Below are 25,753 nucleotides of genomic sequence, written 5' to 3' on the forward strand. Positions count from 1 at the left end.
TCGAGAGTGACGAATTCCGGATTTGCGGCCGACGTCGCCGCCAGAAGCAGAGAGCCGTGATGAGCCCCACCACGACGACCGGCGCAACCGCCGCGGTCCCGACGCGAAGGAGCGCGCCGCGCCGCATCGCCGCCGTCGTCCTCGCCGTGCTGACGATGGGCTTCGCGATGCCCGCCGTCGCCGCGCCGAGCGCCGGCGCCTGGCTGGTCTTCGACGCCGCGAGCGGCGAGGTCGTGGCTCGCCACAACGCCGATCAGGCGTGGCATCCCGCCTCCGTCACCAAGCTGATGACGACCTGGGTGACACTCCAGGCGATCCGCGCCGGCCGCATCACTCCGGCCTCGCTCGTCACCATGACGCCGGCCGCCACCCGTCAACCGCCGAGCAAGATGGGCTTCAATGCCGGTCAGGTGGTGACCGTCGACAACGCCCTGAAGATCATCATGGTGAAGTCGGCCAACGACGTCTCCTGGGCACTCGCCGAAGCCGTCGGCGGCTCCAAGGACGCCTTCGTCGCCGAGATGAACCGGCAGGCCCGCCTGCTCGGCATGAACGCGACCCATTTCAACAATCCGCACGGTCTGCCCGACGCCGGTCAGGTGACGACCGCCCGCGATCTCGGCCTGCTCGCCCGCGCCCTGCTGCACGAGTTCCCCGAGGCCGAGGAACTGTGGCACCTGCCGGGCATCCAGCTCGGCAACGAGGTCATCCGCAACCACAATCACCTGATCGACCACTTCCCCGGCGCCGACGGCATGAAGACCGGCTTCATCTGCTCGTCGGGCTTCAACGTGGTCGCCTCGGCGACGCGCGGCAATCGCCGGCTCGTCGCCGTGGTGCTCGGTTCGCGCTCGGCCCGCCAGCGCGCCGAACTCGCCGCCGAACTCTTCACCCGCGGCTTCGAAGGCTCGGGCGGCGGCCTCTTCGGCGGCTTCTCCACCCACGAGACGATCGATCGCATGGCGCGCGGCGCCGAGGCCGGCAACCCGGTGCGCGACGTCAAGAAGGAGATCTGCGGGCCGAAGCGCGCCGATCCGCCGGACCCGGAAGAACTCGGCCGCATCGAGACGAGCAACAGCCGCCAGGACCCCGGTGCGGTGATCCGCCCCGGCTCCGAGCAGCACCAGCCGCGCACCTCCTACCTCACCGAACGTTTCGAGCCCGGCCCGCCGGTGCGCGTCTGGGTCGGCACCATTGAGGACGCCCCCGCCGGCACCTCGATGCTGGCGCTCGCCCCCGATCCGGCCAATGCCCGCGCACTGCTCTTCGCGACGCCCGGCGCCGGTGCCCCGACCGCCACCGCCGCCATGCCCCCCGCCGCGGCGATGGGCGCGATCCGGCCGAAGTCGACCGGCGGTCTCGAGGCGGCGCTGCCGCCCGCCGACGGCAAGCCGTTGCCGCTCGGCACGCCCGGCGCGACCGGCAGACCCGCCGCCGCCAAGCCGGCCCCCAAGCCCGCCGCCGTCGCGGCGCGGCCGAAGGCGGCGGAACCGGAGAAACCGTCGAAGCCCGCCGCGGCCAAGCCGATGCCGAAGCCCACGCTCGCCAAGGCGAGCAACGCCGCCAAGCCCAAGGCCGGCCCCGGCGCCCCGCCGCAGAATCTCGAGCCGCCGAAAAAGAAGCCGGCGAACTGATCAGCCCGCTTCGCCCCCGAGGACCCGACCGATGACCGAGCCCGCCAAGCGCAGACCGCCCGAACCGATCCCGCTGACGGTCATCACCGGCTTCCTCGGCGCCGGCAAGACGACGCTGCTGAACCGTCTGCTCGCCGATCCGGCGATGGCCGAGACGGCGGTGATCGTCAACGAGTTCGGCGAGGTCGGCATCGACCACGTGCTGGTCGAGCGCGCCGACGACGGCGTCGTCGAGCTCTCCTCCGGCTGCCTCTGCTGCACCATCCGCGGCGATCTCGTCGCCACCCTCGAGGACCTGCTGAAGCGCCTCGACAACGGCCGCCTCTCGGCGCTGCGCCGCGTCGTCATCGAGACGACCGGCCTCGCCGACCCGGCGCCGATCCTCCACACCGTGATGCGTCACCCCTATCTGGTGCGCCGTTATCGGCTCGACGGCGTCGTCACCCTGGTCGACGCGGTCAACGGCATGGCGACGCTCGACGCCCAGGAAGAGGCGGTGAAACAGGCCGCCGTCGCCGATCGGCTGGTCATCACCAAGTCCGACCTCTGCGACACGCCCGAGCGCCGCGCCGGCCTCGTCGCGCTGAAGACGCGTCTCAGGATCCTCGCCCCCGCCGCGCCGCAGCTCGACGCCGCCAAGGGCGAGGCCGCACCCACCGCCCTGCTCGAGACCGGCCTCTGGCGCCCCGACACCAAGACCGCCGACGTCGCCCGCTGGCTCGCCGAGGAGGCCTTCCGCGACCGCGAGGCCGAACGCCGCCGCGCCGAGGCCAAGGCCCATCGCCACCACGATCACGACCATGGGCACGATCACGGGCACGATCACGGCGACGACGACCACGTCTGCGGCCCCGACTGCGATCATGATCATGGGCACGATCACGACCATGATCACGGCCACCATCACGACGCCAACCGCCACGACGATCACATCCGCGCCTTCTGTCTGGCGACCGATCGTGCCCTGTCGGCGGCGAGCCTCGACATGTTCCTCGAGCTGCTGCGCGCCGCGCACGGGCCGAAGCTCCTGCGCGTCAAGGGCGTGGTGCGGCTGATCGAGGACCCCGAGCGGCCGCTCGTCATTCACGCCGTGCAGCACGTCGTCCACCCGATCGCCCAGCTCGAGCGCTGGCCCGACGACGACCGCCGCACCCGGCTGGTCTTCATCACCCGCGATCTCGAAGAGGCCTTCGTCAAGCGCATGTTCGACGCCTTCGCCGGCGAACTGGCGCCCGACACGCCGGATCGGCAGGCGATGACCGACAATCCGCTGTCGATCTCGGGCTTCAGCGGCTCGTTCGGTCGTCCGTCGTGACCGTCACCGGGCGGGTGCCGTCCCCGCGCTCGATCACGAAGACCAGCACCTTGCCGTCCTGTTCGCGCGCGACCAGCCGGTGGCCGTCCTCGGCACACATGTGGGGAATGTCGAGATCGGCGAGCGGGTCGGAGGCCCGGACCGTCAGCAGCGTGCCGACGTCGAGCGGCGCCAGCGCCCGTCGGGTCTTGATCACCGGCAGCGGACAGTTCAGCCCGACGAGATCGAGCACCCGTTCCGTCGCATCGCTCATGGTCGCCTCCTCGCGTCGCGCCCCAGCCCCTCTAGACGAGCCGCGTGCCCAGCGCAATGCGGCCGGATCGCTCGCCGGAGGTCGCCCGTGAAGCGCATCGGCGAATGGATCGGCGCCTGGAAGGCCGACCGCGAACGCACCGCCATCGAGCGTCGCCTCGAGGCCGCCGCCGCCGAGGGCCGGGCGCTCCGCGACGAGGTCGAGGAATGGGCCGCCGCCGGGCGCGAGCGCCCCGCCCTCGTCGGCACCGGGGAGACCCTCTCCTTCCGCGAACTCTACGAGCGCGCCAACCGCTGGAGCCGCTTCGCCATCGTCCAGGGCGTCGGCAGTGCCGAGCCGGTGGCGCTGTTCTTCTCGGCTCGACCGGAACGCACCGCCGCCTGGCTCGGCCTCTCGGGCGTCGCCGCGGTGCCGACGCTGGTCGACCCGTCGCTCGACGCCGAGGACGTCGCCCGGGCGATCGACGCGCTGAAGCCGCGCCGTCTGGTGGTCGAAGGCGCGCTCCTGCCGCTCTTCGAGGCCGCCGCCCGCCACATGGGCCATCCGTGCGAAGTCTGGGTCCACGGGCCCCACGACATGGCCTATCCGCGTCTCGACGAGATGCTCGACAACCTCTCCGCCGTCCGCCTAGCCGGCCGCGACCGCCGCCGCATCGATCGCGACATGCCCTGCCTCGCCCTCGTCGCCCGCGATGCCGACGACGGCCGCATCCGCGTCTTCCACGTCGACCACGGCCGCCTCGCCGCCCTGCTCGTCGAACTGCCGACACTCTTCGGCCTCGGCCGCGACGACACGCTCGCCGCCCGTGAGACCACCGCCTCGCTCGAGAGCCTGATCGCCCCGCTCGCGGCGCTCTCCGCCGGCGCCGCCTGCCGTCTCGTCGGCCTCGACGACGGGCTCGACGGCGTCGCCGCGACGGTCCTCCACCGCGACGTCGCGCCCTTCGGCCCGGTCGATCTGCCGGTGATCGTCGCCGGCACGCCGGCACCCGACGAGCCCGCCCATCCCTCGCTCCGCCGCTGGCGCCTGCTCCGCGACGGCGAAACCATCGCGCTCCACCTCGACGGCATGGTCATCGCGCTGCCCGGTGGGGTCGGCGCAATGCGATCGTAACCTTCCTCGGCTAGAGGTTTCCCGTCGTCCGACGGATACATCCCGCCCGATCCGCCGCCCTTCGCCCGCCTCCGACCGCCAAGGACCCCGCGCCCCATGTTCCCGACCCCGAAGCCGCTGCTCGTCCCCAACACCTACGACTACGAGTCCTCGGCGATGGTGAAGCCGACCGGCTTCCGCGAGTACGATGCGCGCTGGATCTTCGGCAAGGAGATCAACCTGATGGGCGTCCAGGCCCTCGGCATGGGTCTCGGCACACTGCTCGGCCGCCTCGGGGTCAAGCGCGAGATCGTCGTCGGCCACGACTACCGGTCCTATTCCGCCTCGATCAAGCTGGCCTTGACCACCGGCCTGATGGCGGCGGGCTGCACCGTCCACGACATCGGCCTGTGCATCACGCCGATGGCCTATTTCGCCCAGTTCGCCCTCGACGTGCCGGCGGTCGCCATGGTCACCGCCTCGCACAACGAGAACGGCTGGACCGGCGTGAAGATGGGCATGCACCGCCCGCTCACCTTCGGCCCGGAGGAGATGACGGCGCTGAAGGCGATCGTTCTGGCCGCCGAGTTCGACCTGACCGGCGGCGGCGCCTATCGCTTCGTCGAGGCCTTCCCCGACCGCTACGTCGCCGACCTGACGAACCGTCCGAAGCTGAAGCACCCGATCAAGGTGGTCGCGGCCTGCGGCAACGGCACCGCCGGCGCCTTCGCCGAGAAGATCCTCACCGGCCTCGGGGCCGAGGTCATCCCGCTCGACTGCGACCTCGACCACTCCTTCCCGCGCTACAACCCGAACCCGGAAGACATGAAGATGCTTCATGCCATCCGCGACGAGGTGTTGAAGACCGGCGCCGACGTCGGCCTCGGCTTCGACGGCGACGGTGACCGCTGCGGCGTGATCGACGACGCCGGCGACGAGATCTTCGCCGACAAGGTCGGCGTCATGCTCGCCCGCGACCTCGCGAAGGTCCACGCGAAGCCGACCTTCGTCGTCGACGTCAAGTCGACCGGCCTCTACCACACCGATCCGGAACTCGCCGCGCTCGGCGTGACGACCGACTACTGGAAGACCGGCCACAGCTACATCAAGCGTCGCGTCAACGAACTCGGCGCGCTCGCCGGCTTCGAGAAGTCGGGCCACTATTTCTTCAACGCCCCGATCGGGCGGGGCTACGACGACGGCTTCGTCTCGGCGATCGCCATCCTCGACATGCTCGACCGCAATCCGGGGAAGAAGATGTCGGCCCTGCGCGAGGCGCTGCCCAAGACCTGGTCCTCGCCGACCATGTCGCCCCATTGCGACGACGAGATCAAATACGCCGTCTGCGACAAGGTGATTGCCCGCCTGACGGCGATGAAGGAGAAGGGCGAGACACTCGCCGGCCACCCGATCGTCGAGGTCAACACCGTCAACGGCATTCGCGTGACGACCGACGACGGCACCTGGGGCCTGATCCGCGTGTCGTCGAACAAGCCGGAGCTGGTCGTCGTCATCGAGAGCCCGGTCTCCGAGGCGCGCTACCGCGACATGTTCCACGCCATGGATGCCGTGCTGCGCGAGAACCCGGAAGTCGGCGCGTATAATCAGACCATCTGATCGGCCGAGCCGATCGGCAGACGACCTGATCCACCGAGCCGATCTCTGCCCACTCTTCGACGCCCGTTCGCCGGAAAACGGCGCGCGGGCGTTGCTTCGTCGGGCGCGGAGCGGTAAAGCCGGCGAAGCGCTCGGCGCTCCAACCTGACGGACGATTCCATGACCAAGCCCGCGAACGACGCGAACCGCCCCCGCATCATCGGTTTCTGCTGGTTCCGCCGCGAGTCCTACCAGGACGCCCGTTCGCTGATGGCCGACCCCGACGTCCTGTTCGACACGTTCGACGAGTGGCTGGTCGCCGCGCGGCAGATCGAGCGCGACGTGACGGAGAAGGGCGACAAGGTCGTGCGCATCCGCTTCGACGCCGCCTCCTTCATGCTGTGGTGCGCCTCGCACGGCCGCATGCCCGACGAGCAGGCCCGCGCCGCCTGGGCCGCCGCCGAGGCGCGCAAGAAGTTCGGCACGCGGGGCTGACGGGCGCGCAGCGCCCGCCTCAGTCCTTCTTCGGCGAACGGCCGAAGTCCGGCGCAGCCGTGTCCTGACCGATGTCGAGGATCTCACGGCGGATCTTGCGGGTGCGGGTGAAGTGCTCGAACAGCGTCTCGCCGTCGCCGAAGCGCACGGCCCGCTGCAGCACGAACAGATCCTCGATGAAGCGCCCGAGCATCTCCAGCACCGCCTCGCGGTTGTGCAGGAAGACGTCGCGCCACATCGTCGGGTCCGAGGCCGCGATGCGGGTGAAGTCGCGGAAGCCGCCGGCCGAGAACTTGATCACTTCCGATTCCGTCACCGTCTCCAGATCGGCGGCGGTGCCGACGATGTTGTAGGCGATGAGGTGGGGGATGTGGGAGGTGATGGCGAGCACCATGTCGTGGTGCTCCGGCGTCATCGTCTCGACCTTGGAGCCGAGCGCCTTCCAGAAGGCGACCAGCGTCTCGACCGCGTCGGCGTCGGCGCCTTCCGGCGGCGTGACGATGCACCACTTGTTCTCGAAGAGCTCGGCGAAGCCCGCGTCGGGGCCGGAATGCTCGGTGCCGGCGACCGGATGGGCCGGCACGAAGCGGGCATGGGCCGGCAGATGCGGCGCCATCTGGCGCACCACGTCGGCCTTGACCGAGCCGACGTCGGAGACGATCGCGCCCGGCGCCAGATGATCGGCGATCGCCGCCGCCACCGCACCCGAGGCACCGACCGGCACCGAGACGATGACGCAGTCGGCGCCCTCGACCGCCTTGGCCGGATCGGCCTCGTAGGCGTCGCCGAGGCCCAGTTCGCGGGCGCGCGCCAGCGTCTCGGCCCGCCGGGTCGAGATCACGATCTCGCCCACCAGCCCCTTCGCCCGCGCGCCCCGCGCGATCGAGGAGCCGATGAGACCGATGCCGATCAGGGCGAGACGGCGAAAGATCGGCTTGTCCTGTTCGGCACCGGTCATCGTCTCACCCCTTCAGGAAGTCGGTCAGCGCGGCGATCGTCGCCTCGTTGGCCTCTTGCGACCCGATCGTCATGCGCAGCGAGTTCGGCAGGCCGTAGGCCTCCATCCGCCGCACGATGATGCCGCGCGACTGCAGGAAGGCATCGGCGTCGGGCGCCCGCTTTCCGTCGCGGTCGGGGAAGGCGATCAGGATGAAGTTGCCGACCGACGGCGCGACCGAAAGGCCGAGACCTTCCAGCGCCTTGGTCACCTTCGGCAGCCAGATCTCGTTGTGGTCGCCGGCCGCCGCCGCATGCGCCTTGTCCTCGATCGCCGCCACGCCGGCGGCGAGCGCCGCGGCGTTGACGTTGAACGGTCCGCGGATGCGGTTGACCGCGTCGACGACGTGTTCGGGGCCGTACATCCAGCCGAGACGCAGGCCGGCGAGGCCGTGGATCTTGGAGAAGGTGCGGCACATCACGACGTTGTCGGACGACGAGACGAGCTCGACGCCCGCCTCGTAGTCGTTGCGTCGGACATATTCGGCATAGGCCGCGTCGAGCACCAGCAGCACCGACTTCGGCAGACCGGCCTGGAGGCGCTTCACCTCGTCGAAGGGAATGTAGGTGCCGGTCGGGTTCGACGGATTGGCGAGGAAGACGATCCGCGTCTTCTCCGTCACCGCCGCCAGCAGCGCGTCGACGTCGACCGTCAGGTTCTTCTCCGGCGCCACGACCGGGCGCCCGCCCGCCGCCTTGATGGCGATCGGATAGACGAGGAAGCCGTACTGCGAATAGAGGCCCTCGTCGCCCTCGCCGACATAGGCAGAGGTCAGGAGGTGCAGCAGATCGTCGGAGCCGTTGCCGCAGACGATGCGGTCGGGATCGAGGCCGTAGACCTTGCCGATCGCTTCACGCAGCGCACTCGCCGAACCGTCGGGATAGAGCTCGAGGCTGCCGGCCTGGGCCTTGTAGGCCTCGATCGCCTTCGGGCTCGCGCCGAGCGGCGTCTCGTTGGAGGAGAGCTTGTGCAGCTTCGTGCCGCCCGTCGCCGTGGACTTGCCGGGGACGTAGGCGGCGATGTCGAGAACGCCGGCGCGCGGAACGGGGCGCTCGGAGCGGGTCTTGTCGTTGGTCATGGGATGTCTCGTCGAAAAGGAAAAACGGTCGGGTTCGAACGGTCGCCGAGCGCGTGCCTCAGGGCGTTGCCGCACTCGGCCCGCGGTGTCGAATGGGGCGCGGATAGCCGCCGACGAGGCGGGGATCGCGCACTTCGACCGAGGCGCGGGCAAAGGCCGCGACGATCGCCTCGACCGGCGTCTCGGCCGGCGCCGCCACCAGGAACTCGGCGCGCGGGCCCTCGTCGTGACGGGCGAGCATCTCGAAGCCTTCGGTCGTCAGCGCGTCGGTCGGATCGCGGTCGCCGACGCCGGTGAAGGCATGGGTCAGCACTTCCGGCCCGACGACTTCCGAGATCGGATTGGACACGACCAGCGCCGGCAGATCGGCGACACGGCCGTCGAAGACGATGAAGGGCAGGCGCGCGATGATACGCGGGCCGTCGCCGCCGAGCTTCGTCCACCACGCCCCCACCCAGCTCGGCTGGGCGAGCTGGACGATGCCGAGGTCCGAGATCGACCGGGCGACCGCGGCGATCACCTCGTCGGGGCCGCTCTCGAGATGGGCAGGCACGGTGAAGCCGAAATAGAAGCGGGCGAGATCGCGCATGGCGACCGGATCGCGACCGCCGTCCATGTAGACCTCGTAATGGGCCTGCAGGAAGGTGAAGGTCGAGACGATCTCGCGCCAGATGTGCTCGACCGTGACGATCGGCAGGATGCCGCGATGGCGATCGACGAGGCGATGCATCATGTCGGCCTCGCGGGCCGGGCGGAAGGCGGCGCCGGTGACGGCGGTGCCCTTCACCTTGATCAACTCGTCGATGATGGCCGACCGCGCCACGAGAAGGCGGTGCACCTCCTCGTCGATGGAGTCGATTTCCTTGCGCAGCCCGGCGAGCCGGCTCGCCGCGTCCATCGTCTCGGTCATGGCCGAAGCCGCCCCTCGCGATCGTTCCAGGTCGGGGGTCTTCATAGGCGCGCGCCGCGGTGAAATCAAAGAAAACATTGACAGGATCGCCCTGCCCGCCCATCCCTTTCGTCCGTTTCGACGAAAGACGACCTGAGATGAGCGCGACCACCGACGCGACCGAGACCGCGGAAGAGGCTACCGCGACCGCCCGCCGCCGCATGGCCGACGAACCGGCGAGCCGCGTCGCCCGTTTCGGCGCCGAGCACCCGCTGGTGCTCGACGGCGGCATCACGCTCGCCCCCTGGCAGATCGCCTACGAGACCTACGGCACGCTGAACGCCGCGAAGTCGAACGCCGTTCTCGTCTGCCACGCCCTGACCGGCGATCAATATGCCGCCTCCACCCACCCGCTGACCGGCAAGCCGGGCTGGTGGGATCTGGTGGTCGGCCCCGGCAAGCCGATCGACACCGATCGTTTCTTCGTGATCTCGTCCAACGTGCTCGGCGGCTGCATGGGCACCACGGGACCGGCCTCGACCAACGAGGCGACCGGCCGCGCCTGGGGCCTCGACCTGCCGGTGATCACCATCGCCGACATGGTGCGCGCCCAGGCGGCGCTGATCGATCATCTCGGCATCCCCGACCTGTTCCTGGTCGCCGGCGGCTCGATGGGCGGCATGCAGGTGCTGCAGTGGGCGTCCGCCTATCCGGATCGCGTCTTCGCCGCCGCGCCGATCGCCACCGCCGCCTCGCACTCGGCCCAGAACATCGCCTTCTACGAGGTCGGCCGTCAGGCCGTCGTCGCCGATCCCGACTGGCGCGAGGGGCGCTATCTCGACGAGGGCACCTTCCCACGCAAGGGCCTGTCGGTGGCGCGCATGGCCGCCCACATCACCTACATGTCGGAAGTGTCGCTGCACCAGAAGTTCGGCCGCCGCCTACAGGACCGCGACCGGCTCGGCTTCGGCTTCGACGGCGACTTCCAGATCGAAAGCTATCTGCGCCATCAGGGCTCGAGCTTCGTCGATCGCTTCGACGCCAACTCCTACCTCTACGTCTCGCGTGCCATGGACTATTTCGACCTGGCCGGCGACCACGGCGGGGTGCTGGCCAATGCCTTCAAGGGCACGAAGACCCGCTTCTGCGTCATGAGTTTCACCACCGACTGGGCGTTTCCCACCCGCGACAGCCGCACCATCGTCCATGCGCTCGCCGCCGCCGGCGCCAAGGTCTCCTACGCCGAGATCGAGAGCGACCGCGGCCACGATGCCTTCCTGCTCGACGAGCCGGAGATGCACGCGATCCTCTCGGGTTTCATCGACAGCGCCGCCCGCGCGCGCGGACTGTGAGGGGTCACGACATGGCCGACGTCGCCTCGCCCAAGGTTCCCACCGTCCCCGCCAGCCGCGTCGACCTCGCCGTGGTCGGCGGACTGGTGCCGCCCGGCGCCCGCGTCCTCGACGTCGGCTGCGGCGACGGCAACCTGCTCGAATGGCTGGAGGCCACCAAGCGGATCGACGGCCGTGGCATCGAACTGTCGCAGAAGGGCGTCAACGCCTGCGTCGCCCGCGGCCTGTCGGTGATCCAGGGCGACGCCGACACCGACCTCGCGACCTATCCCGACGGCGGTTTCGACCTGGTGATCCTCTCCCAGACGCTGCAGGCGACCAACCGGCCGCGCCACGTGCTGGAAGAGCTGCTGCGCATCGGCCGGAGGGCGATCGTGTCGATCCCCAACTTCGGCCACTGGCGCATCCGGAGCCAGTTCCTCGCCTTCGGCCGCATGCCGGTGACCGAGGATCTGCCCTATTCGTGGTACGACACGCCCAACATCCACTTCTGCACCATCCGCGACTTCGTCGAGCTGACGCGCGAGGTCGATGCCGAGATCGTCGAGGCCTATGCGCTCGACGCCGGCGGCCGCAAGCTGTTCTCGCAGGCGCCGTGGTGGTTCTGGAACCTGTTCGGCGAACAGGGCGTCTTCGTGCTGGAGAAGCGGCGTCGGGCCTGATCAGGCATCCGTGCGCGAGTGCCGCGCCAGCGCCGGGCGGAACACCGGAGCGAGGCGCATCTTGTTGCCGATGCGCTGCGGAATGCCCTGATAGAGCTGCTTGGTCGCCTCGACGATCAGCACGCCGGCGAAGGCCGGCCACAGCCTGTGGCCGAAGCTCTCGGCCGGCCGCGACAGCTTCAGCAGCGTCGGCCGCGCCGACGGCAGCGCATAGAGCGCGCCGCGCCAGTCGATCGGCGAGAACAGCGTATCGCGCAGCGCCGTGTCGAGCTGACCCTGGCTGAAGGGCAGGCCGTAGCCGAAAGGCGTCGTCTCGACCCGCGCCCACAGGCCGATGCGATTGGGCACCACCGCGATCATCCGCCCGCCCGGCGCCAACACCCGCCAGACCTCGCGCAACACCTCGGCCGGATCGTCGGCCATCTCGAGCGCATGGACGAGCAGCACCCGGTCGACGGCGGAATCGGGCAAGGGCAGCGCCGTCTCGTCGACCAACGCGGTGGCGGAAGGGCCTTCCGCCGGCCAGTTCACCACGCCCTGGCGCGCCGGCATGAAGCCGAGCACCCGCTCGGCGCTTCCGAGGAAGGGGCGCATGAAGGGCGTCGCATAGCCGATGCCGAGCATCCGGTCGCCGTTGACCTTCGGCCACATGTCGAGGAGCCGGCCACGGATCGAACGGCGCACCAGATCGCCGAGGGGCGAACCGTAGAAGTTCCGGAGATCGACGACGTCGAGGTACATGCGGGCATCCGTGCGCTCCGGTCGGCGGTCGCCTTCCGGGCGGAGGGATGTTAGTCGTAGGTCGACCGCCCTGTCGAGACGGGAGCGGGAGCCGAGGAGCCGCCCTTGATCGAGATCCGCATGTTTCCGGCCCGCGACGACAACTATGCCGTCCTGGTCCACGATCCCGCGACCGGTGCCACCGCGTCGATCGACGCGCCGGAGGAGGACGCCATCCTCGACGCGCTCGACGAGACCGGCTGGCGGCTGACCGACATCTTCGTCACCCATCACCACTACGACCACGTCGAGGCGATCCCGGTGCTGAAGGAAGCCTTCGGTGCCCGCGTCACGGCGTCGGCCTACGACCACGCCCGCGGCCGCGTGCCGCTGGTCGACGCGACCGTGACCGACGGCGAGACGATCCGCCTCGGTGACGTCCCCGTCGCGGTGATCGCCGTGCCCGGCCACACGCTCGGCCACGTCGCCTATGTCGCCGAGGATGCGCTCTTCTGCGGCGACACGCTGTTCTCGCTCGGCTGCGGCCGTCTCTTCGAGGGGACGCCGGCCGAGATGTGGGAGAGCCTCTCCCGCTTGGCCGCCCTTCCCGAAGCGACCCGGGTCTATTGCGGCCACGAATACACCGAGGCGAACGGCCGCTTCGCCGCTTCGATCGAGCCGGACAACGAGCGCCTCGCCGCCCGCCTGATCGAGGTGCGCGACCTGCGCATGGAGGGCCTGCCGACGCTGCCCACCACCATCGGCCTCGAGAAGGCGACCAACCCGATGCTCCGGGCCAACGTCGCATCCGTGAAGAAGGCGCTCGGCATGGCCGATCGCACCGACGTCGAGGTCTTCGCCGAGATCCGCGGCCGCAAGGACCGCTTCTGAAGGAGGGTTCCATGGGAGACCCGAGCCTGCTCACCGCCGCCGAGGTGATCCGCGTCCTCGAACTCGCGCCCCACCCCGAGGGCGGCCACTTTCGCGAGACCTTTCGCGACGTCGCCGGCCCCGACGGGCGGGCGCGCTCGACGCAGATCTACTTCCTGCTCGCCGGCGACGAGATCTCGCGCTGGCACCGGGTCGACGCGGTCGAGACCTGGCACTGGCACGCCGGTGCGCCCCTCGCCCTGACGGTCTCGGAGAACGGCCACGACGCCTGGTGCGCCCATCTCGGCATGGACCTCTCGACCGGCGAACGGCCCCAGGTGATCGTCCCGGCCCATGCCTGGCAGACCGCCGTCAGCCTCGGCGCCTGGACGCTGGTCGGCTGCACCGTGGCGCCGGGCTTCGAGTTCTCCGGCTTCGAACTCGCCCCCGACGACTGGCGGCCGTCGCCGCGGCCCTCACGCCTCGGACGGTGAGGCGGCGGGCGCGCGTTTCAGCATGTCCTTCGAGGCGACCACCGCCCCGGCGGTGATGGCCAGCGCGGCGACCGCGATCGCCGGCTCGAAACGGCCGAGCCCGACCGCGATCATGATCAGGGTGGACAAGAGCGGCGCCATGTAGCTCGCCGCGCCCAGCACCTGGATGTCGCCGCGCTTGACGCCGTGGTCCCAGACGAAGAAGGCGAGGCCGACGGGGAAGACCGCCAGTGCCACCACCGCCCCCCATTCGACCGCACCGGCCGGCCAGACCGTCGCCTCGAAGGCGACGTGACAGACGGCAGACGCCGCCGCCGTGGCGAGACAGAAGCCGGCGACTGCCGCCGTCGGCACCGCACCGACCGAGCGCGACAGCACCGAATAGCCGGCCCAGAAGATCGCCGCCCCCGCCGCGCAGAGATAGCCCGCGACATGGGCCGGATCGATCGACAGCGCCCGCCCCTTGGTGACCACCGCCGCCGCGCCGACGAGGCCGAGCAGCGCGCCGATCACGTGATGCGGCTTCAGCTTCTCGCCCGGCAGCAGGCCGGAGAAGACGACGATGAGCAGCGGCCAGAGATAGCACACGAGGCTCGCCTCGACCGGCGGGGCGAGGCGCAGTGCGGCGAAATAGAGCGCGTGGAAGCCGAAGAGCCCGCCGGCGCCGAGCGCCCAGACCTTCGCCGGCTGACGCAGCACGCCGAGCCGGCCGGTGGTGGCCAACCAGATCGTCGCCGCGGTGCCCGAGAGGCCGAAGGTCAGCGCGTTGAGCAGGAACGGCGGCACATGGCCCGACAGCGTGCCGAGGGTCGCGAGCGCCGACCACATCAGGATCGCCGTCAGGCCGACGAGCGTGGCACGAGTGCGGACGGTCATCCCGGGATCTCCCGAAAACAGGGCCTGAAACGCGGGACGCGCCCGGAGGGGTCCGGACGCGTCGTCGTCTGCCGAGCGGGTCGCGCTCAGCGGGTCGGAATGGGCTTCTCGCCGCGATAGTCGTAGAAGCCGCGCTGGGTCTTGCGACCGAGCCAACCGGCCTCGACATACTTCACCAAGAGCGGGCACGGACGGTACTTGCTGTCCGCCAGACCCTCGTAGAGCACCTGCATGATCGACAGGCAGGTGTCGAGGCCGATGAAGTCGGCGAGCTGCAGCGGGCCCATCGGATGATTGGCGCCGAGCCGCATGGCGGTGTCGATGGCGTCGACCGAACCCACGCCCTCGTAGAGCGTGTAGATCGCCTCGTTGATCATCGGCAGCAGGATGCGGTTGACGATGAAGGCCGGGAAGTCCTCGGCCACCGTCGAGATCTTGCCCAGCCGCAGGACGAAGGCCTTGCAGAGATCGAAGGTGTGGTCGTCGGTGGCGATGCCGCGGACCAGCTCGACGAGCTGCATCACCGGCACCGGGTTCATGAAGTGGACGCCGACGAACTTCTCCGGCCGATCGGTCGTGGCGGCGAGCCGCGTGATCGAGATCGACGAGGTGTTGGTGGCGAGCAGCGCCTCGGGCTTCAGGACCGGGCAGAGCTGCTGGAAGATCTTGCGCTTGACCTGCTCGTTCTCCGTCGCCGCCTCGATGACGAGGTCGCAGTCGGAGAGCGCGTCGAGGTTTTCGGCGGCCTGGATGCGGGCGAGCGCGGCGACGCGATCGGCCTCCGGAAGCGTGCCCTTGTTGACCTGACGGGTCATGTTGCCGTTGATCGTCGCCAATCCGAGCTGGATCCGCTCCGTCGACATGTCGTTGAGGGAAACGTCATATCCGGCGATCGAGCAGACATGCGCGATCCCGTTTCCCATCTGACCGGCGCCGATCACGCCGACCCGCTTGATTTCGAACCCCATGACGGCCTCGGTCTTCTCATGACGCGGGGCGACAGGCACCGCGTTCGTTCCGCGAGGAACACGAGCGCACTCTAGGCTCGTGCCGTCTCTTCCGCAATGCAACAGGGCATCCGCGACAGAGACCCGTGGCCGACCGCGGTCGCTCGTCCACGAAAAGATGCGCTCGCCCGTCGGAACGGGCGAGCGCATATTCGATTGCTCCGAAGCGGACGGCAAGTCGGATCTCGTCGTCCTATGGTCGGACGCGAGGTACGCACCTCAGTGCGTCACTTGCCGCGCTTGGCCAACTCGGCCGCGAGTTCCGGCAGGGCCTGGAATATGTCGGCGACGAGGCCGTAGTCGGCGACCTGGAAGATCGGCGCCTCCTCGTCCTTGTTGATCGCCACGATCACCTTCGAGTCCTTCATGCCGGCGAGGTGCTGGATCGCGCCGGAGATGCCGCAGGCGACGTAGAGCTCGGGGGCGACGACCTTGCCGGTCTGGCCGACCTGCCAGTCGTTCGGCGCGTAGCCGGCATCGACCGCGGCGCGGCTGGCACCGATCGCGGCGCCGAGCCTGTCGGCGACCGGCTCGATGTAGATGCCGAAGTTCTCGCGGTTGGCGATGGCGCGGCCGCCCGAGACGATGATCTTGGCGCTCGTCAGCTCCGGACGGTCGGACTTCGACAGTTCTTCGCCGACGAAGGACGACAGCGCCGGGTCGGCCGGAACCGAGACCGCCTCGATCGCCGCGGCGCCGCCCTTGGCCGTCGCCTGGAACGACGCCGTGCGCACCGTGATCACCTTCTTGGCGTCGGACGACTTCACCACCTGGATGGCGTTGCCGGCATAGATCGGACGCTCGAACGTGTCGGCGGCGACCACCTTGGTGATCTCGGAGATCTGCGACACGTCGAGGAGGGCTGCGACGCGCGGCAGCACGTTCTTCGCCGTCGTCGTCGCGGCCGCCACGATCGCGTCGTAGGGACCGGCGAGGGCGACGATCAGCGCCGCCATCGGCTCGGCGAGCTGATGGTCGAGATGGGCGGCTTCGGCCGTGAGGACCTTGGCGACGCCGGAGAGCGTCGCGGCCTCCGCGGCGATCGCGCCGACGCTGCTGCCGGCGACCAGCACGTGCACGTCGCCACCGATGGCGGCGGCGGCGGTCAGCGCCTTGGCGGTCGCGTCCTTGAGGGAGACGCCGTCGTGTTCGGCGATCAGGAGAACGGTCATGGTTCGGGTCCCTCTCAGATGACGCCGGCTTCGTCGGCGAGCTTGGCGACGAGTTCGGCGACCGAACCCACCTTGACGCCGGCCTTGCGGGCGGCGGGTTCGCGCGTCTCGAGGACGGCGAGGCGCGGCGTGGCGTCGACGCCGTAGTCGGCGGGCGACTTCTCGTCGATCGGCTTCTTCTTCGCCTTCATGATGTTGGGCAGCGAGGCGTAGCGCGGCTCGTTGAGGCGCAGGTCGGTCGTGACGATCGCCGGCATCTTCAGCGACACGGTCTGCAGACCGCCGTCGACTTCACGGGTCACCGCGACGGTGTCGCCGGAAACCTCGACCTTCGAGGCGAAGGTGCCCTGGGCGAGACCGGTCAGCGCCGCCAGCATCTGGCCGGTGGCGTTGGTGTCGTCGTCGATCGCCTGCTTGCCGAGGATGACCAGGCCGGGCTGTTCGGCCGCGACGATGCCCTTGAGGATCTTGGCGACGGCGAGCGGCTCGACGGCGCCCTCGGCCTTGACCAGGATGCCGCGGTCGGCGCCCATGGCGAGACCGGTCCTGAGCGTCTCCGACGCCTGCGCCGGGCCGATCGAGACCACCACGATCTCGGTGGCGATGCCCTTCTCCTTGAGGCGGATCGCCTCTTCGACGGCGATCTCGTCGAACGGGTTCATCGACATCTTGACGTTGGCGAGATCGACGCCCGAACCGTCCGGCTTCACCCGGATCTTCACGTTGTAGTCGACCACCCGCTTCACGGGCACGAGAATCTTCATGGGGCGAGCCTCCGGCGCCGGCTTCCGGCCGACCGTCTGGTGGATCATACGAACCGATTGGTTGTGCAGCGCACACCGATCGGCGAGGATGCAAAAAGTGGGCGGGACGCTAACTGCGCCGACCAACCTTGTCAATTCACCGAGTGTACGATTGCGGTAGACTATTGACGTACTGTGCGAGGCCGGAATTCCGGGCGCGATCGGTCGTCACAGGCCCCTCTTCCGCAGCGAGGTGCGGCGTCCGCGTCGCGAACTTCAGCGGTTGCCGCCCGGCACCCACAACACGTCGGCACGGCCGTGGTCGTTGACCCAGCGCGCCGCGACGAAGAAGAAATCCGACAATCTGTTCGCATAAGCGATGGCGGGCTTGCCGACGGCGCCCTCCTCCGCCTCGGTCAGTGCGACCATCAGCCGCTCGGCGCGCCGCGACACGGTGCGGGCGAGGTGGAGATGGGCCGCCGCCGGCGATCCGCCGGGCAGGACGAAGGACTTCAGCGGTTCGAGATCGGCGTTGAGCCGGTCGATCTCCACCTCCAACCGCTCGACCTGCGCCGCGACGACGCGCAGCGGCTCCCATTTGGTCTCGGCCTCCGGCGGCGTGGCGAGATCGGCGCCGAGATCGAAGAGGTCGTTCTGGATGCGCGCCAGCATCGCGTCGAGCTCCGGCTCGGCGGCGGTGTGCAGCCGCGCCATGCCGACGACCGAGTTGGTCTCGTCGACCGTGCCGTAGGCCTCGATCCTCAGATGCGACTTGGGCAGCCGCTCGCCGGTGACGAGGCTCGTCGTGCCGTCGTCGCCCTTGCGGGTATAGATCCGATTGAGAACGACCATCTCCGCCTCCGCGCGCGCCAGAGCCAGGGGATATGGCGAGATTCTCCCCGTCCGTCCATGCCGCTTTCGGCCCGAAACGTCGAACCGACGCCGAACCTCAGCTGCGCGCCCAGATCAGGCCGAAGAGCGCGACGAGCGCCAGCGCCTGCAGCACGATGCGCGCCCGCTGCAGCATCTGCGAGCGTCGCGGCGAACCGGCCCGCGCCAGATTGGTCAGGCCGAGCACCAGCACGATCAGCACGCCGGCGAGCGAGAGGGCGAGCAGCACGGCGAACAGGGTCGTCATCGATCTCACTCCCGGTCGGAGAGCCGCCCCGCCAGTTTCGACAGGACGGTGTCGGAGAGAAGCCGCCGGAGCCAGCCCATCACCACCGTCGGCACGGTGATGGCGTGGGAGGCGCGCGGGCGGGCGCTCGTCAGCGCCACGACCAGTTTGTCGACGACCGCCTCCGGCCGCAACTTGAAGCGCGACGCCCCGCCGCGGCGGAGCCGTTCGAGCCGATGGCGATAGACTGCGGCATGGACCGATCCGGCGATGTCGACGTTGCGTTCGAAGGCCTCGATCGCATGGGCGACGAATCGGGTGGCGATCGGCCCCGGTCGGAGCGTCACGACCTCGATGCCCGAGCCGCGCAGCTCCATGCGCAGCACGTCGGTCAGGCCTTCGAGGGCGAATTTCGAGGCGACGTAGGCACCGCGATACTTCATGCCGACGATACCGAGCACCGAGGAGCACTGGACGATCCGCCCGCGCCCCGCCGCCCGCATCGCCGGGATCAAGCGCCGGGCGAGATCGTGCCAGCCGAAGACGTTGACCTCGAACTGGGCGCGCAGCACCGCCGGCGTCAGGTCCTCGACCGCGCCGAGCTGGCCGTAGGCGCCGTTGTTGAAGAGCGCGTCGATGCGGCCCCCGGTCTCGGCCAGCACCAGATCGGCGCAAGCGGCGATCGAGGCCGGATCGGAGAGTTCGAGGAAGACCGGCCGCACGCCGGAGATCGCCCCGAGCGCCGCCAGATCGTCGGCCCGCCGTGCCGTGGCGAAGACCCGCCAGCCCTCGCCCGCCAACCGCTCGACGGCGGCCCGGCCGATGCCCGACGAGGCCCCGGTGATCAGGATGCTGCGGGGGAAACCATCGGTCATCGCTCTCGCTCCGAAGCAAAGCACGCCGTCGTGCGTGCCGACGTTCTAGACGCAAGCGCACGAAAACGAAAACCGGCCGACTGTGTCGACCGGTTCCCGTGAGCTTCGATGACCGTGTGTGAATCTTGGATGACAGGTTGCCCGCCGGAAATCAACGGAAACACAAAAAGACGGTTAACTCGCGTTGCCCCTACGTCACCTACGACGATGCTCTTCATCGCGGGTCGAGACAAAAAAAGGCCGGCCGAAACATGTTCGGCCGGCAATGTCGTCGAGTCGGCGTCGAGAGATCCCCTGAACTCCCGACCCGCTCATCTTGGCAGGTCGTGGTCTGCGGCCAATCCCTGAAAAATCAGGGTGGCCGCGGCAATCAGTTGCCGCCGTCGAGCAGACGACGGGCGATGACCTGCGCCTGGATCTCGCCGGCACCCTCGAAGATGTTGAGGATGCGGGCGTCGCACAGCACGCGGCTGACCGGATATTCCAGCGCGAAACCGTTGCCGCCGTGGATCTGCAGCGCGTTGTCCGCCGCCGCCCAGGCGACGCGGGCGCCGAGCAGCTTGGCCATGCCGGCCTCGAGGTCGCAGCGCTGATCCTGATCCTTGCGGCGGGCGGCGAAATAGGTGAGCTGACGCGCCACCATGATCTCCACCGCCATCATCGCGAGCTTGTCGGCGACGCGCGGGAAGTGGATCAGCGCCTTGCCGAACTGCACGCGCTCCTGAGCGTAGCGCAGCCCGAGATCGAGCGCCGACTGGGCGACGCCGATGGCGCGCGCCGCGGTCTGGATGCGGGCGCTCTCGAAGGTCTGCATCAGCTGCTTGAAGCCCTGCCCCTCGACACCGCCGAGGAGGTTGGCCGCCGGCACCTTGAAGCCGTCGAAGGCGATCTCGTATTCCTTCATGCCGCGATAGCCGAGCACCTCGATCTCGCCGCCCGACATGCCTTCCGCCGGGAAGGGGTTCGCGTCGTTGCCGCGCGGCTTGGGCGCCAGCAACATCGACAGGCCCTTCCAGCCCGGCTCGTCCGGGTTGGTGCGCACCAGCAGCGTCATCAGATCGGCGCGGACCGGATGGGTGATCCAGGTCTTGTTGCCGTTGACGACGTAGTCGTCGCCCTGACGCACCGCGCGGGTGCGCAAGCTACCGAGATCCGAACCGGTGTTCGGCTCGGTGAAGACGGCGGTCGGCAGGATCTCGCCCGAGGCGAGCTTGGGCAACCACTCCTGCTTCTGCTCTTCGGTGCCGCCGCACAGGATCAGCTCGGCGGCGATCTCGGACCGGGTGCCGAGCGAGCCGACGCCGATATAGGCGCGCGACAGCTCTTCGGAGACGACGCACATCGATTCCTTGCCGAGACCGAGGCCGCCGTATTCCTCCGGGATGGTCAGGCCGAAGACGCCCATCTCCGCCATCTGCTGGATCAGCTCGAGCGGGATGTATTCGTTCTTCAGATGCCACTCGTGGGCAAAGGGAAGCACCGCGTCGACGGCGAGCTTGCGCATCTCGTCGCGGAACTGGTTGAGCGTCTCGTCGAGGCCGAGCTCACCGAAGGAGCCGGCGCCCTCGAGCCGCGTCATGGCGGCGACCAGCGCGGCGCGCACCGCCGGCGTGTTCCCGTGGGCGATCAGCGTCTCGACCGCCGGCACGCGGGCGGCCGCGGTCACCTCCGGCGAGACGCCCATGTCGGCGAGACGGACGAACTCGCCCTGATTCATCGGGATGCCGCCGAAGACCTGCGCCAGATATTCGCCGAAGGCGATCGAGACGATGTCGCGCTCGATCTCGCCGAACTGACCGGCCGCCGTCAGGCGCTCGGAGTAGTCGACCATTTCGCGAAGGCTCTCGACATAGGTCGCGAGCCAGGCGAGGCCGTGGGTGGCGCGCTGCTCGAGATCGACCAGCGCCGCGCTGACCTTGCCGTCCTTCACCACCTTCGTCCGCACGGCGTCCCGCGCCGCGGCATAGAGCCCGTCGAGAGCCGTGACGGCCTCGCGACCGAGGGCGATCAGGTCCAAATCGATTCGACCGTTGGAGGCGGCGGCCATGTCAGTGCTCCCCATGTCCCGACCTTCGCGGGATGCGCGGTCGGATCGTTTCGTGTTGTGCAGTGCGAAAGAAGCCGAAAGCCGCGCCGCTTGCAATGCGTCGAAAGGCGAGATCGGCGCTATCGCCGGTCGGCGAGCACGACGCCGAGCACGGTGACGCCGATGCCGGCGATCTGAACGAGGCTCAGCGTTTCGCCGAAGAGCAGCCAGGCCTCGGTGACGGCGGCGGGCGGCACCAGATAGATGAATGCCGCAGCGCGCGACACCTCGCCGCAGCGGATGAGATGCAGGAGCAGCCAGATCGCCCCGATCGACAGGCCCAGCACCGACCACGCCAGCGTCGCCGCAGAGCGCCAGTTGAGGTCGAAGCGCATCGGCTCGAGCAGGAAAGCGGCGAGGACCATCACCACCAGCGCGCCGACATATTGCAGCGTCGCCACGGCCAGCAGATGGCCGCCGGTCACCCGGCGCTTCTGGTAGAAGGTGCCGAGCGTCACCGCCAGCATCGCCGCGACGTTGACGCCGATCGGGACGGCGACCTGCGCCAGCGCCTCCGGCGTCAGGCCGAGGAGCTTGGGCGAGACGACGATGGCGATGCCGACGAAGCCGACGAGGAACCCGGCCGCCCGCCGCGCCCCGATCTTCTCCCCGGCGAGCATCGGTGCGAGCGACGCCGTCATCAGCGGCTGGAGTGCGGCGATCACCGCCGACAGGCCCGCCGGCACGCCGTGGGCGATCGCCCACCACACGCCGCCGAGGTAGAGCGCGTGGATCAGCACGCCCGAGCCCATGGCATGGAGGATCGCCCGCGGCTCGCGCGGATAGGGCGCCCGTATCGCCACGGTGATCGGCACCAGCACGGCGATGGCCGCGACGAAGCGGACAGCGAGGAAGGTCAGGGGATCGCCGTCCATCGCGGCGTATTTTCCCATGATCCAACCGGTCGACCAGATGGCGACGAAGAGCAGCGGCGCCGCCGTCAGCAGCGCGGAACGGCGCGCCATCAGTCCCTCCCCGGCGGTCGCGTATCCTTGTTTGGCCGGCAGGGTCGCATGCGCCCGCCCACGGCGGAACCCCCGTTCCGCGATTTGTTCGCAAGGACCGGAACGGTGTGCCGGCGCCCTCAGGCGCGCGGGTGGGTCTTGGCCCAGACGTCGAGGAGGCGGGCGGCATCGACCTCGGTGTAGATCTGCGTCGTCGACAGCGAGGCGTGGCCGAGCAGTTCCTGAATGGTCCTGAGATCGCCGCCGGCCCCAAGCAGATGGGTGGCGAAGGCATGGCGCAGCGCATGCGGCGTAGCACTGTCGTCGAGACCGAGCACGCCGCGCATCCGCTCCATCGCGAGTTGGATGATCCGCGGCGACAGCGCCCCGCCCTTCACCCCGCGGAAGAGCGGCTCGTCGGGGGGCAGATGCAGCGGGCAGAGCCGCAGATAGTCGTCGATCCGCGCCACGACCGCCGGCAGCACCGGCACGATCCGCGTCTTGCCGCCCTTGCCGGTGATCCTGAGCGCCCGCGTCTCCGCCGTCGGCGCCTCAGCCCGCTTGAGCCCGAGGGCTTCCGAGATGCGCAGGCCGCAGCCGTAGAGCAGCGCGAAGACCGCCGCGTCGCGCGCCGCCACCCACGGCTCCTCGGCGAGGCTCTCGCCGGCGTCGGCGAGCCGAAGCCCGGCCGAGGCCGTCACCGGATGCGGCAACGAACGCCCCGCCTTCGGCGCTCGAACGGCGCGATAGGGCGCGGCGTTCAGCCCCTCGCGGCGCTCGAGGAAACGGGCAAGCGAGCGGATGCCGGCGAGATTGCGCCCGAGCGTCCGCGCCCCCGCCTTCGCTCCGGTGCGCCGCCGGGCGAGGAAGGCACGCAGGTCGGCAGGGCGGAGTTCGGAGAGCGCCGCGATGGTCGGCGGGCTGCCGCGATGCTCGGTCAGAAACCGCAGGAACTGCTCGACGTCGCGCTCGTAGGCCTCGACCGTCTCGGGCGAGGCCCGCCGTTCGGCCGCGAGATGCCGACGCCACCGCTCCAGCGCCGCGACGAGGTCGGGGGCAGCCAAGATCAGGATCTCGGGCGAGCGTGAAGGCGCGTTCATCGGGGCTCCGGGGTGTGTCCGCGATGATCGCGCCGGCGTGGTTAAGGAAGCATGGCGTGGGCCGGACTCGCCCCCGCCCCCGCCCCCGCCTATCTTCCCCGAACCACCCGAGCTCCGATTCGCATGGCCTCACCCGTCGACGACCTCTTTGCCGGTTCCGATCCGCGCCCCGTCCCGACGGGGCCGCGCGTCGTGCCCGTGGTCGTGCCCGTCGCCCTCGACGTCGCCTATTCCTACCGGGTTCCGCGCGATCTCGACGTCGTCCCCGGCTCGATCGTCGAAGTGCCACTCGGGCCCCGCAAGGTGCTCGGCGTCGTCTGGGACGAGGAGCCGGGCTCCGGCCTGCGCGCCGGCGACAATCGCCTCAGGGAGATCGAACGCACCTTCGACTGCCCGCCTGTCTCCCCCGGCCTGCGCCGCTTCGTCGAGCGCCTCTCCCGCTACTATCTGATGCCGCGCGGCATGGTGCTGCGCATGGTGCTGCGCGCGCCGGAAGCGCTCGAACCGGAGGCGCCGATCCGCGGCGTCCGCCTCGCCGGGCCGCGCCCCGAGCGCATGACGGCGGCGCGCGCCCGCGTCCTCTCCGTGCTCGAAGACGACTTCGCCTGGTCGCGTACCGGGCTCGCGGCCTCGGCCGGCGTCTCCGCCTCGGTGGTCGACGGACTGATCGCCCAAGGCACGCTCGAAGAAGTCTGGCTGCCGCCCGGCCGTGCCCCCGCCGAACCCGATCCCGACCACGCCGGCAAGGCGCTCGGCCCCGACCAGAAGGCGGCGGCGGAAGAGCTGGTCGAAGGCGTGGCGGAAGGCCATTTCCGCGTCGACCTCCTCGACGGCGTCACCGGTTCCGGCAAGACCGAGGTCTATTTCGAAGCCGTCGCCGAGGTCGCCCGCCGGGGGCGTCAGGCGCTGGTGTTGCTGCCCGAGATCGCGTTGACGGCGGAATTCCTCGACCGTTTCGCCGAACGCTTCGGCGTCCGCCCGGCCGAGTGGCATTCGGAAGTCCCACCCAAGACCCGCGCCCGGGTCTGGCGCGGGGTCGCGACCGGCGAGGTCCGCGTCGTCGTCGGCGCCCGTTCCTCGCTCTTCCTGCCCTTCGCCGACCTCGGCCTGATCGTCGTCGACGAGGAACACGACGGCGCCTACAAGCAGGAGGACGGCGTCGTCTACAACGCCCGCGACATGGCGGTGCTGCGCGGCCGCATCGACGACTTCCCCGTGGTGCTGGCCTCCGCCACGCCGTCGCTCGAGACCTGGGTCAACGCCGAACAGGGCCGCTATCGCCGCCATGTCCTGCCGACCCGCGCCGGTGCCGGCCGCCTGCCGGAGATCCGCACCCTCGATCTGCGCGTCCACCGCCCCGACGTCGGCCGCTTCCTCGCCGCCCCCCTCGTCTCGGCGATCCGCGACACGATCGCCGGCGGGCGACAGGCCCTCCTTTTCCTCAACCGCCGCGGCTACGCGCCGCTGACGCTCTGCCGGTCCTGCGGCCACCGTTTCGAATGCCCGAACTGCTCGGCCTGGCTGGTCGAACACCGGTTCCGCGGCCAGCTGATGTGCCACCACTGCGGCCATTCGGTGCGCCGGCCCGACGCCTGTCCCGACTGCGGCGAGGTCGACGGGCTGGTCGCCGTCGGCCCCGGCATCGAACGCATCGCCGAGGAAGTGGCGGTGCTCTTTCCCGACGCCCGCCGTCTCGTACTTTCGTCCGACATGCCGGGTGGCAACCTGCGCATGAAGGCCGAACTCGCCGCCTTCGCGGAAGGCGCCGCCGACCTCGTGGTCGGCACCCAGATTCTCGCCAAGGGCCACAACTTCCCCCTGCTCGATCTGGTCGGCGTGGTCGACGCCGACCTCGGCCTCGCCCACGGCGATCTCCGTGCCGCGGAGAAGACCTTCCAGCTCGTCCAGCAGGTGACCGGCCGCGCCGGCCGTGCCTCGGGTGGAGCGCGTGCCTTCCTCCAGACCCGCGCCCCCGACCATCCCGTCCTCAGGGCGATCGTCTCGGGCGACCGCGACGGCTTCTACGAGCGCGAGAGCGAGGAACGCCGCCGCGCCGGCATGCCGCCCTACGGCCGCCTCGCCGGCATCGTCGTCTCGGCCGAGGCGCGCGAACCGGCCTTCGCCCATGCCCGCGCCATGGCCGCCTGCGCCCCCCGGGACGGCGACGCGATGGTCCTCGGACCGGCCGAGGCGCCGATCGCGATCGTGCGCGGCCGCCATCGTTTCCGCCTGCTGATGCGCACCGATCGGGCGACCGACATCCAGGCGAAGCTGCGCGAATGGATGGCGCAGTGTCCTCCCGTCCGCGGCGACCTGCGCGTGCAGATCGACGTCGACCCGCAGAGCTTCCTCTGACCCGCGGGTGGAAAGCGCGCTCGCAGGGGCA

General features: G+C 69.9%; 25 protein-coding genes. 10 read left to right on the forward strand and 15 right to left on the reverse strand.

The window, feature by feature from the left end; genetic code table 11:
* Window positions 1-59: 59 nt before the first annotated feature.
* Entirely contained in the window at window positions 60-1,634 is a 1,575-nt protein-coding gene (locus ACT53U_RS13700) for a D-alanyl-D-alanine carboxypeptidase family protein (RefSeq protein ID WP_476155932.1), read from the forward strand.
* Between the two features lie 31 nt (window positions 1,635-1,665).
* Complete coding sequence (locus ACT53U_RS13705; RefSeq protein ID WP_476155933.1) at window positions 1,666-2,949, forward strand: CobW family GTP-binding protein; 1,284 nt, start codon at window positions 1,666-1,668, stop codon at window positions 2,947-2,949.
* Here ACT53U_RS13705 and ACT53U_RS13710 read toward each other — a convergent pair.
* The gene (locus ACT53U_RS13710; protein ID WP_476155935.1) at window positions 2,921-3,202 is read right to left on the reverse strand and encodes a sulfurtransferase TusA family protein; all 282 of its coding nucleotides are present in this window, start codon (window positions 3,200-3,202) and stop codon (window positions 2,921-2,923) included. The genes ACT53U_RS13705 and ACT53U_RS13710 overlap by 29 nt on opposite strands.
* Window positions 3,203-3,289: 87 nt before the next feature.
* Here ACT53U_RS13710 and ACT53U_RS13715 point away from each other — a divergent pair, with 87 nt between their 5' ends.
* The 3 genes from ACT53U_RS13715 (at window position 3,290) to ACT53U_RS13725 (ending at window position 6,385) form a co-directional block, all read left to right on the forward strand.
* A complete protein-coding gene (locus tag ACT53U_RS13715) occupies window positions 3,290-4,315 on the forward strand; it encodes an AMP-binding protein (RefSeq protein WP_476155937.1) in 1,026 nt (341 codons plus the stop codon).
* A gap of 96 nt (window positions 4,316-4,411) precedes the next feature.
* Complete coding sequence (locus tag ACT53U_RS13720) at window positions 4,412-5,911, forward strand: phosphomannomutase/phosphoglucomutase (RefSeq protein ID WP_476155939.1); 1,500 nt, start codon at window positions 4,412-4,414, stop codon at window positions 5,909-5,911.
* Window positions 5,912-6,070: 159 nt separating this feature from the next.
* The gene (locus ACT53U_RS13725; protein WP_476155941.1) at window positions 6,071-6,385 is read left to right on the forward strand and encodes a hypothetical protein; all 315 of its coding nucleotides are present in this window, start codon (window positions 6,071-6,073) and stop codon (window positions 6,383-6,385) included.
* 19 nt (window positions 6,386-6,404) lie between these two features.
* On the opposite strand, the gene ACT53U_RS13730 is transcribed toward ACT53U_RS13725, so the two are convergent.
* The 3 genes from ACT53U_RS13730 to ACT53U_RS13740 are packed head-to-tail and all read right to left on the reverse strand — an operon-like array spanning window position 6,405 to window position 9,370.
* On the reverse strand, window positions 6,405-7,343 hold the full coding sequence (locus ACT53U_RS13730; RefSeq protein ID WP_476155943.1) for a prephenate/arogenate dehydrogenase family protein: 939 nt from the start codon (window positions 7,341-7,343) through the stop codon (window positions 6,405-6,407).
* 4 nt (window positions 7,344-7,347) lie between these two features.
* A complete protein-coding gene (locus tag ACT53U_RS13735) occupies window positions 7,348-8,460 on the reverse strand; it encodes a pyridoxal phosphate-dependent aminotransferase (protein ID WP_476155945.1) in 1,113 nt (370 codons plus the stop codon).
* A 58-nt stretch (window positions 8,461-8,518) separates the two neighbouring features.
* Window positions 8,519-9,370: a chorismate mutase gene (locus ACT53U_RS13740; RefSeq protein ID WP_476155947.1), complete on the reverse strand. Its 852-nt coding sequence runs from the start codon at window positions 9,368-9,370 to the stop codon at window positions 8,519-8,521.
* Window positions 9,371-9,507: 137 nt separating this feature from the next.
* Between ACT53U_RS13740 and metX the strand changes: the two genes are divergently transcribed.
* Window positions 9,508-10,701, forward strand: coding sequence for a homoserine O-acetyltransferase MetX (gene metX, locus ACT53U_RS13745; RefSeq protein ID WP_476155949.1), 1,194 nt, complete (start codon window positions 9,508-9,510; stop codon window positions 10,699-10,701).
* Between the two features lie 11 nt (window positions 10,702-10,712).
* Window positions 10,713-11,363 carry a methionine biosynthesis protein MetW gene (gene metW / locus ACT53U_RS13750; RefSeq protein ID WP_476155950.1) on the forward strand — a complete coding sequence of 217 codons (651 nt, stop codon included), beginning with the start codon at window positions 10,713-10,715 and terminating at the stop codon, window positions 11,361-11,363.
* On the opposite strand, the gene ACT53U_RS13755 is transcribed toward metW, so the two are convergent.
* Entirely contained in the window at window positions 11,364-12,104 is a 741-nt protein-coding gene (locus tag ACT53U_RS13755; RefSeq protein WP_476155952.1) for a class I SAM-dependent methyltransferase, read from the reverse strand.
* A 120-nt stretch (window positions 12,105-12,224) separates the two neighbouring features.
* Here ACT53U_RS13755 and gloB point away from each other — a divergent pair, with 120 nt between their 5' ends.
* Together gloB and ACT53U_RS13765 are read left to right on the forward strand one after the other, a co-directional pair.
* Window positions 12,225-12,974 carry a hydroxyacylglutathione hydrolase gene (gloB, locus tag ACT53U_RS13760; RefSeq protein WP_476156361.1) on the forward strand — a complete coding sequence of 250 codons (750 nt, stop codon included), beginning with the start codon at window positions 12,225-12,227 and terminating at the stop codon, window positions 12,972-12,974.
* Between the two features lie 11 nt (window positions 12,975-12,985).
* Entirely contained in the window at window positions 12,986-13,447 is a 462-nt protein-coding gene (locus ACT53U_RS13765; protein WP_476155954.1) for a cupin domain-containing protein, read from the forward strand.
* Here the strand turns inward: ACT53U_RS13765 and yddG are convergent.
* The 10 genes from yddG to ACT53U_RS13815 form a co-directional block, all read right to left on the reverse strand.
* A complete protein-coding gene (gene yddG / locus ACT53U_RS13770) occupies window positions 13,430-14,323 on the reverse strand; it encodes an aromatic amino acid exporter YddG (protein WP_476155956.1) in 894 nt (297 codons plus the stop codon). The genes ACT53U_RS13765 and yddG overlap by 18 nt on opposite strands.
* Before the next feature lie 86 nt (window positions 14,324-14,409).
* Window positions 14,410-15,291, reverse strand: coding sequence for a 3-hydroxybutyryl-CoA dehydrogenase (locus ACT53U_RS13775; RefSeq protein ID WP_476155958.1), 882 nt, complete (start codon window positions 15,289-15,291; stop codon window positions 14,410-14,412).
* A 266-nt stretch (window positions 15,292-15,557) separates the two neighbouring features.
* A complete protein-coding gene (locus ACT53U_RS13780) occupies window positions 15,558-16,502 on the reverse strand; it encodes an electron transfer flavoprotein subunit alpha/FixB family protein (RefSeq protein ID WP_476155960.1) in 945 nt (314 codons plus the stop codon).
* Between the two features lie 14 nt (window positions 16,503-16,516).
* Window positions 16,517-17,266 carry an electron transfer flavoprotein subunit beta/FixA family protein gene (locus ACT53U_RS13785; protein WP_476155962.1) on the reverse strand — a complete coding sequence of 250 codons (750 nt, stop codon included), beginning with the start codon at window positions 17,264-17,266 and terminating at the stop codon, window positions 16,517-16,519.
* A 255-nt stretch (window positions 17,267-17,521) separates the two neighbouring features.
* Complete coding sequence (locus tag ACT53U_RS13790; RefSeq protein WP_476155964.1) at window positions 17,522-18,097, reverse strand: cob(I)yrinic acid a,c-diamide adenosyltransferase; 576 nt, start codon at window positions 18,095-18,097, stop codon at window positions 17,522-17,524.
* Between the two features lie 97 nt (window positions 18,098-18,194).
* Complete coding sequence (locus tag ACT53U_RS13795; protein WP_476155966.1) at window positions 18,195-18,383, reverse strand: twin transmembrane helix small protein; 189 nt, start codon at window positions 18,381-18,383, stop codon at window positions 18,195-18,197.
* 5 nt (window positions 18,384-18,388) lie between these two features.
* Entirely contained in the window at window positions 18,389-19,237 is an 849-nt protein-coding gene (locus ACT53U_RS13800) for an SDR family NAD(P)-dependent oxidoreductase (protein WP_476155968.1), read from the reverse strand.
* 370 nt (window positions 19,238-19,607) lie between these two features.
* On the reverse strand, window positions 19,608-21,284 hold the full coding sequence (locus ACT53U_RS13805; RefSeq protein ID WP_476156365.1) for an acyl-CoA dehydrogenase family protein: 1,677 nt from the start codon (window positions 21,282-21,284) through the stop codon (window positions 19,608-19,610).
* Between the two features lie 119 nt (window positions 21,285-21,403).
* Window positions 21,404-22,288, reverse strand: coding sequence for a DMT family transporter (locus ACT53U_RS13810; RefSeq protein ID WP_476155970.1), 885 nt, complete (start codon window positions 22,286-22,288; stop codon window positions 21,404-21,406).
* A 119-nt stretch (window positions 22,289-22,407) separates the two neighbouring features.
* A complete protein-coding gene (locus ACT53U_RS13815) occupies window positions 22,408-23,367 on the reverse strand; it encodes a tyrosine recombinase XerC (protein WP_476155971.1) in 960 nt (319 codons plus the stop codon).
* 123 nt (window positions 23,368-23,490) lie between these two features.
* Here ACT53U_RS13815 and ACT53U_RS13820 point away from each other — a divergent pair, with 123 nt between their 5' ends.
* On the forward strand, window positions 23,491-25,722 hold the full coding sequence (locus tag ACT53U_RS13820) for a primosomal protein N' (RefSeq protein WP_476155973.1): 2,232 nt from the start codon (window positions 23,491-23,493) through the stop codon (window positions 25,720-25,722).
* Window positions 25,723-25,753 lie beyond the last annotated feature (31 nt).

This window comes from Pinisolibacter sp. DMC19 (assembly GCF_056313985.1).

Bases quoted from the DNA above. Each gene is read 5' to 3' on its own strand.
- ACT53U_RS13735 (WP_476155945.1), bottom strand. From the start codon at position 8,460: ATGACCAACGACAAGACCCGCTCCGAGCGCCCCGTTCCGCGCGCCGGC.
- ACT53U_RS13805 (WP_476156365.1), bottom strand. From the start codon at position 21,284: ATGGCCGCCGCCTCCAACGGTCGAATCGATTTGGACCTGATCGCCCTC.
- gloB (WP_476156361.1), top strand. From the start codon at position 12,225: ATGTTTCCGGCCCGCGACGACAACTATGCCGTCCTGGTCCACGATCCC.
- ACT53U_RS13795 (WP_476155966.1), bottom strand. From the start codon at position 18,383: ATGACGACCCTGTTCGCCGTGCTGCTCGCCCTCTCGCTCGCCGGCGTG.
- metW (WP_476155950.1), top strand. From the start codon at position 10,713: ATGGCCGACGTCGCCTCGCCCAAGGTTCCCACCGTCCCCGCCAGCCGC.
- ACT53U_RS13765 (WP_476155954.1), top strand. From the start codon at position 12,986: ATGGGAGACCCGAGCCTGCTCACCGCCGCCGAGGTGATCCGCGTCCTC.
- ACT53U_RS13785 (WP_476155962.1), bottom strand. From the start codon at position 17,266: ATGAAGATTCTCGTGCCCGTGAAGCGGGTGGTCGACTACAACGTGAAG.
- ACT53U_RS13730 (WP_476155943.1), bottom strand. From the start codon at position 7,343: ATGACCGGTGCCGAACAGGACAAGCCGATCTTTCGCCGTCTCGCCCTG.
- ACT53U_RS13810 (WP_476155970.1), bottom strand. From the start codon at position 22,288: ATGGCGCGCCGTTCCGCGCTGCTGACGGCGGCGCCGCTGCTCTTCGTC.
- ACT53U_RS13720 (WP_476155939.1), top strand. From the start codon at position 4,412: ATGTTCCCGACCCCGAAGCCGCTGCTCGTCCCCAACACCTACGACTAC.
- ACT53U_RS13700 (WP_476155932.1), top strand. From the start codon at position 60: ATGAGCCCCACCACGACGACCGGCGCAACCGCCGCGGTCCCGACGCGA.
- ACT53U_RS13780 (WP_476155960.1), bottom strand. From the start codon at position 16,502: ATGACCGTTCTCCTGATCGCCGAACACGACGGCGTCTCCCTCAAGGAC.
- ACT53U_RS13740 (WP_476155947.1), bottom strand. From the start codon at position 9,370: ATGACCGAGACGATGGACGCGGCGAGCCGGCTCGCCGGGCTGCGCAAG.
- ACT53U_RS13725 (WP_476155941.1), top strand. From the start codon at position 6,071: ATGACCAAGCCCGCGAACGACGCGAACCGCCCCCGCATCATCGGTTTC.
- ACT53U_RS13815 (WP_476155971.1), bottom strand. From the start codon at position 23,367: ATGAACGCGCCTTCACGCTCGCCCGAGATCCTGATCTTGGCTGCCCCC.
- yddG (WP_476155956.1), bottom strand. From the start codon at position 14,323: ATGACCGTCCGCACTCGTGCCACGCTCGTCGGCCTGACGGCGATCCTG.
- ACT53U_RS13775 (WP_476155958.1), bottom strand. From the start codon at position 15,291: ATGGGGTTCGAAATCAAGCGGGTCGGCGTGATCGGCGCCGGTCAGATG.
- ACT53U_RS13820 (WP_476155973.1), top strand. From the start codon at position 23,491: ATGGCCTCACCCGTCGACGACCTCTTTGCCGGTTCCGATCCGCGCCCC.
- metX (WP_476155949.1), top strand. From the start codon at position 9,508: ATGAGCGCGACCACCGACGCGACCGAGACCGCGGAAGAGGCTACCGCG.
- ACT53U_RS13800 (WP_476155968.1), bottom strand. From the start codon at position 19,237: ATGACCGATGGTTTCCCCCGCAGCATCCTGATCACCGGGGCCTCGTCG.
- ACT53U_RS13705 (WP_476155933.1), top strand. From the start codon at position 1,666: ATGACCGAGCCCGCCAAGCGCAGACCGCCCGAACCGATCCCGCTGACG.
- ACT53U_RS13790 (WP_476155964.1), bottom strand. From the start codon at position 18,097: ATGGTCGTTCTCAATCGGATCTATACCCGCAAGGGCGACGACGGCACG.
- ACT53U_RS13710 (WP_476155935.1), bottom strand. From the start codon at position 3,202: ATGAGCGATGCGACGGAACGGGTGCTCGATCTCGTCGGGCTGAACTGT.
- ACT53U_RS13755 (WP_476155952.1), bottom strand. From the start codon at position 12,104: ATGTACCTCGACGTCGTCGATCTCCGGAACTTCTACGGTTCGCCCCTC.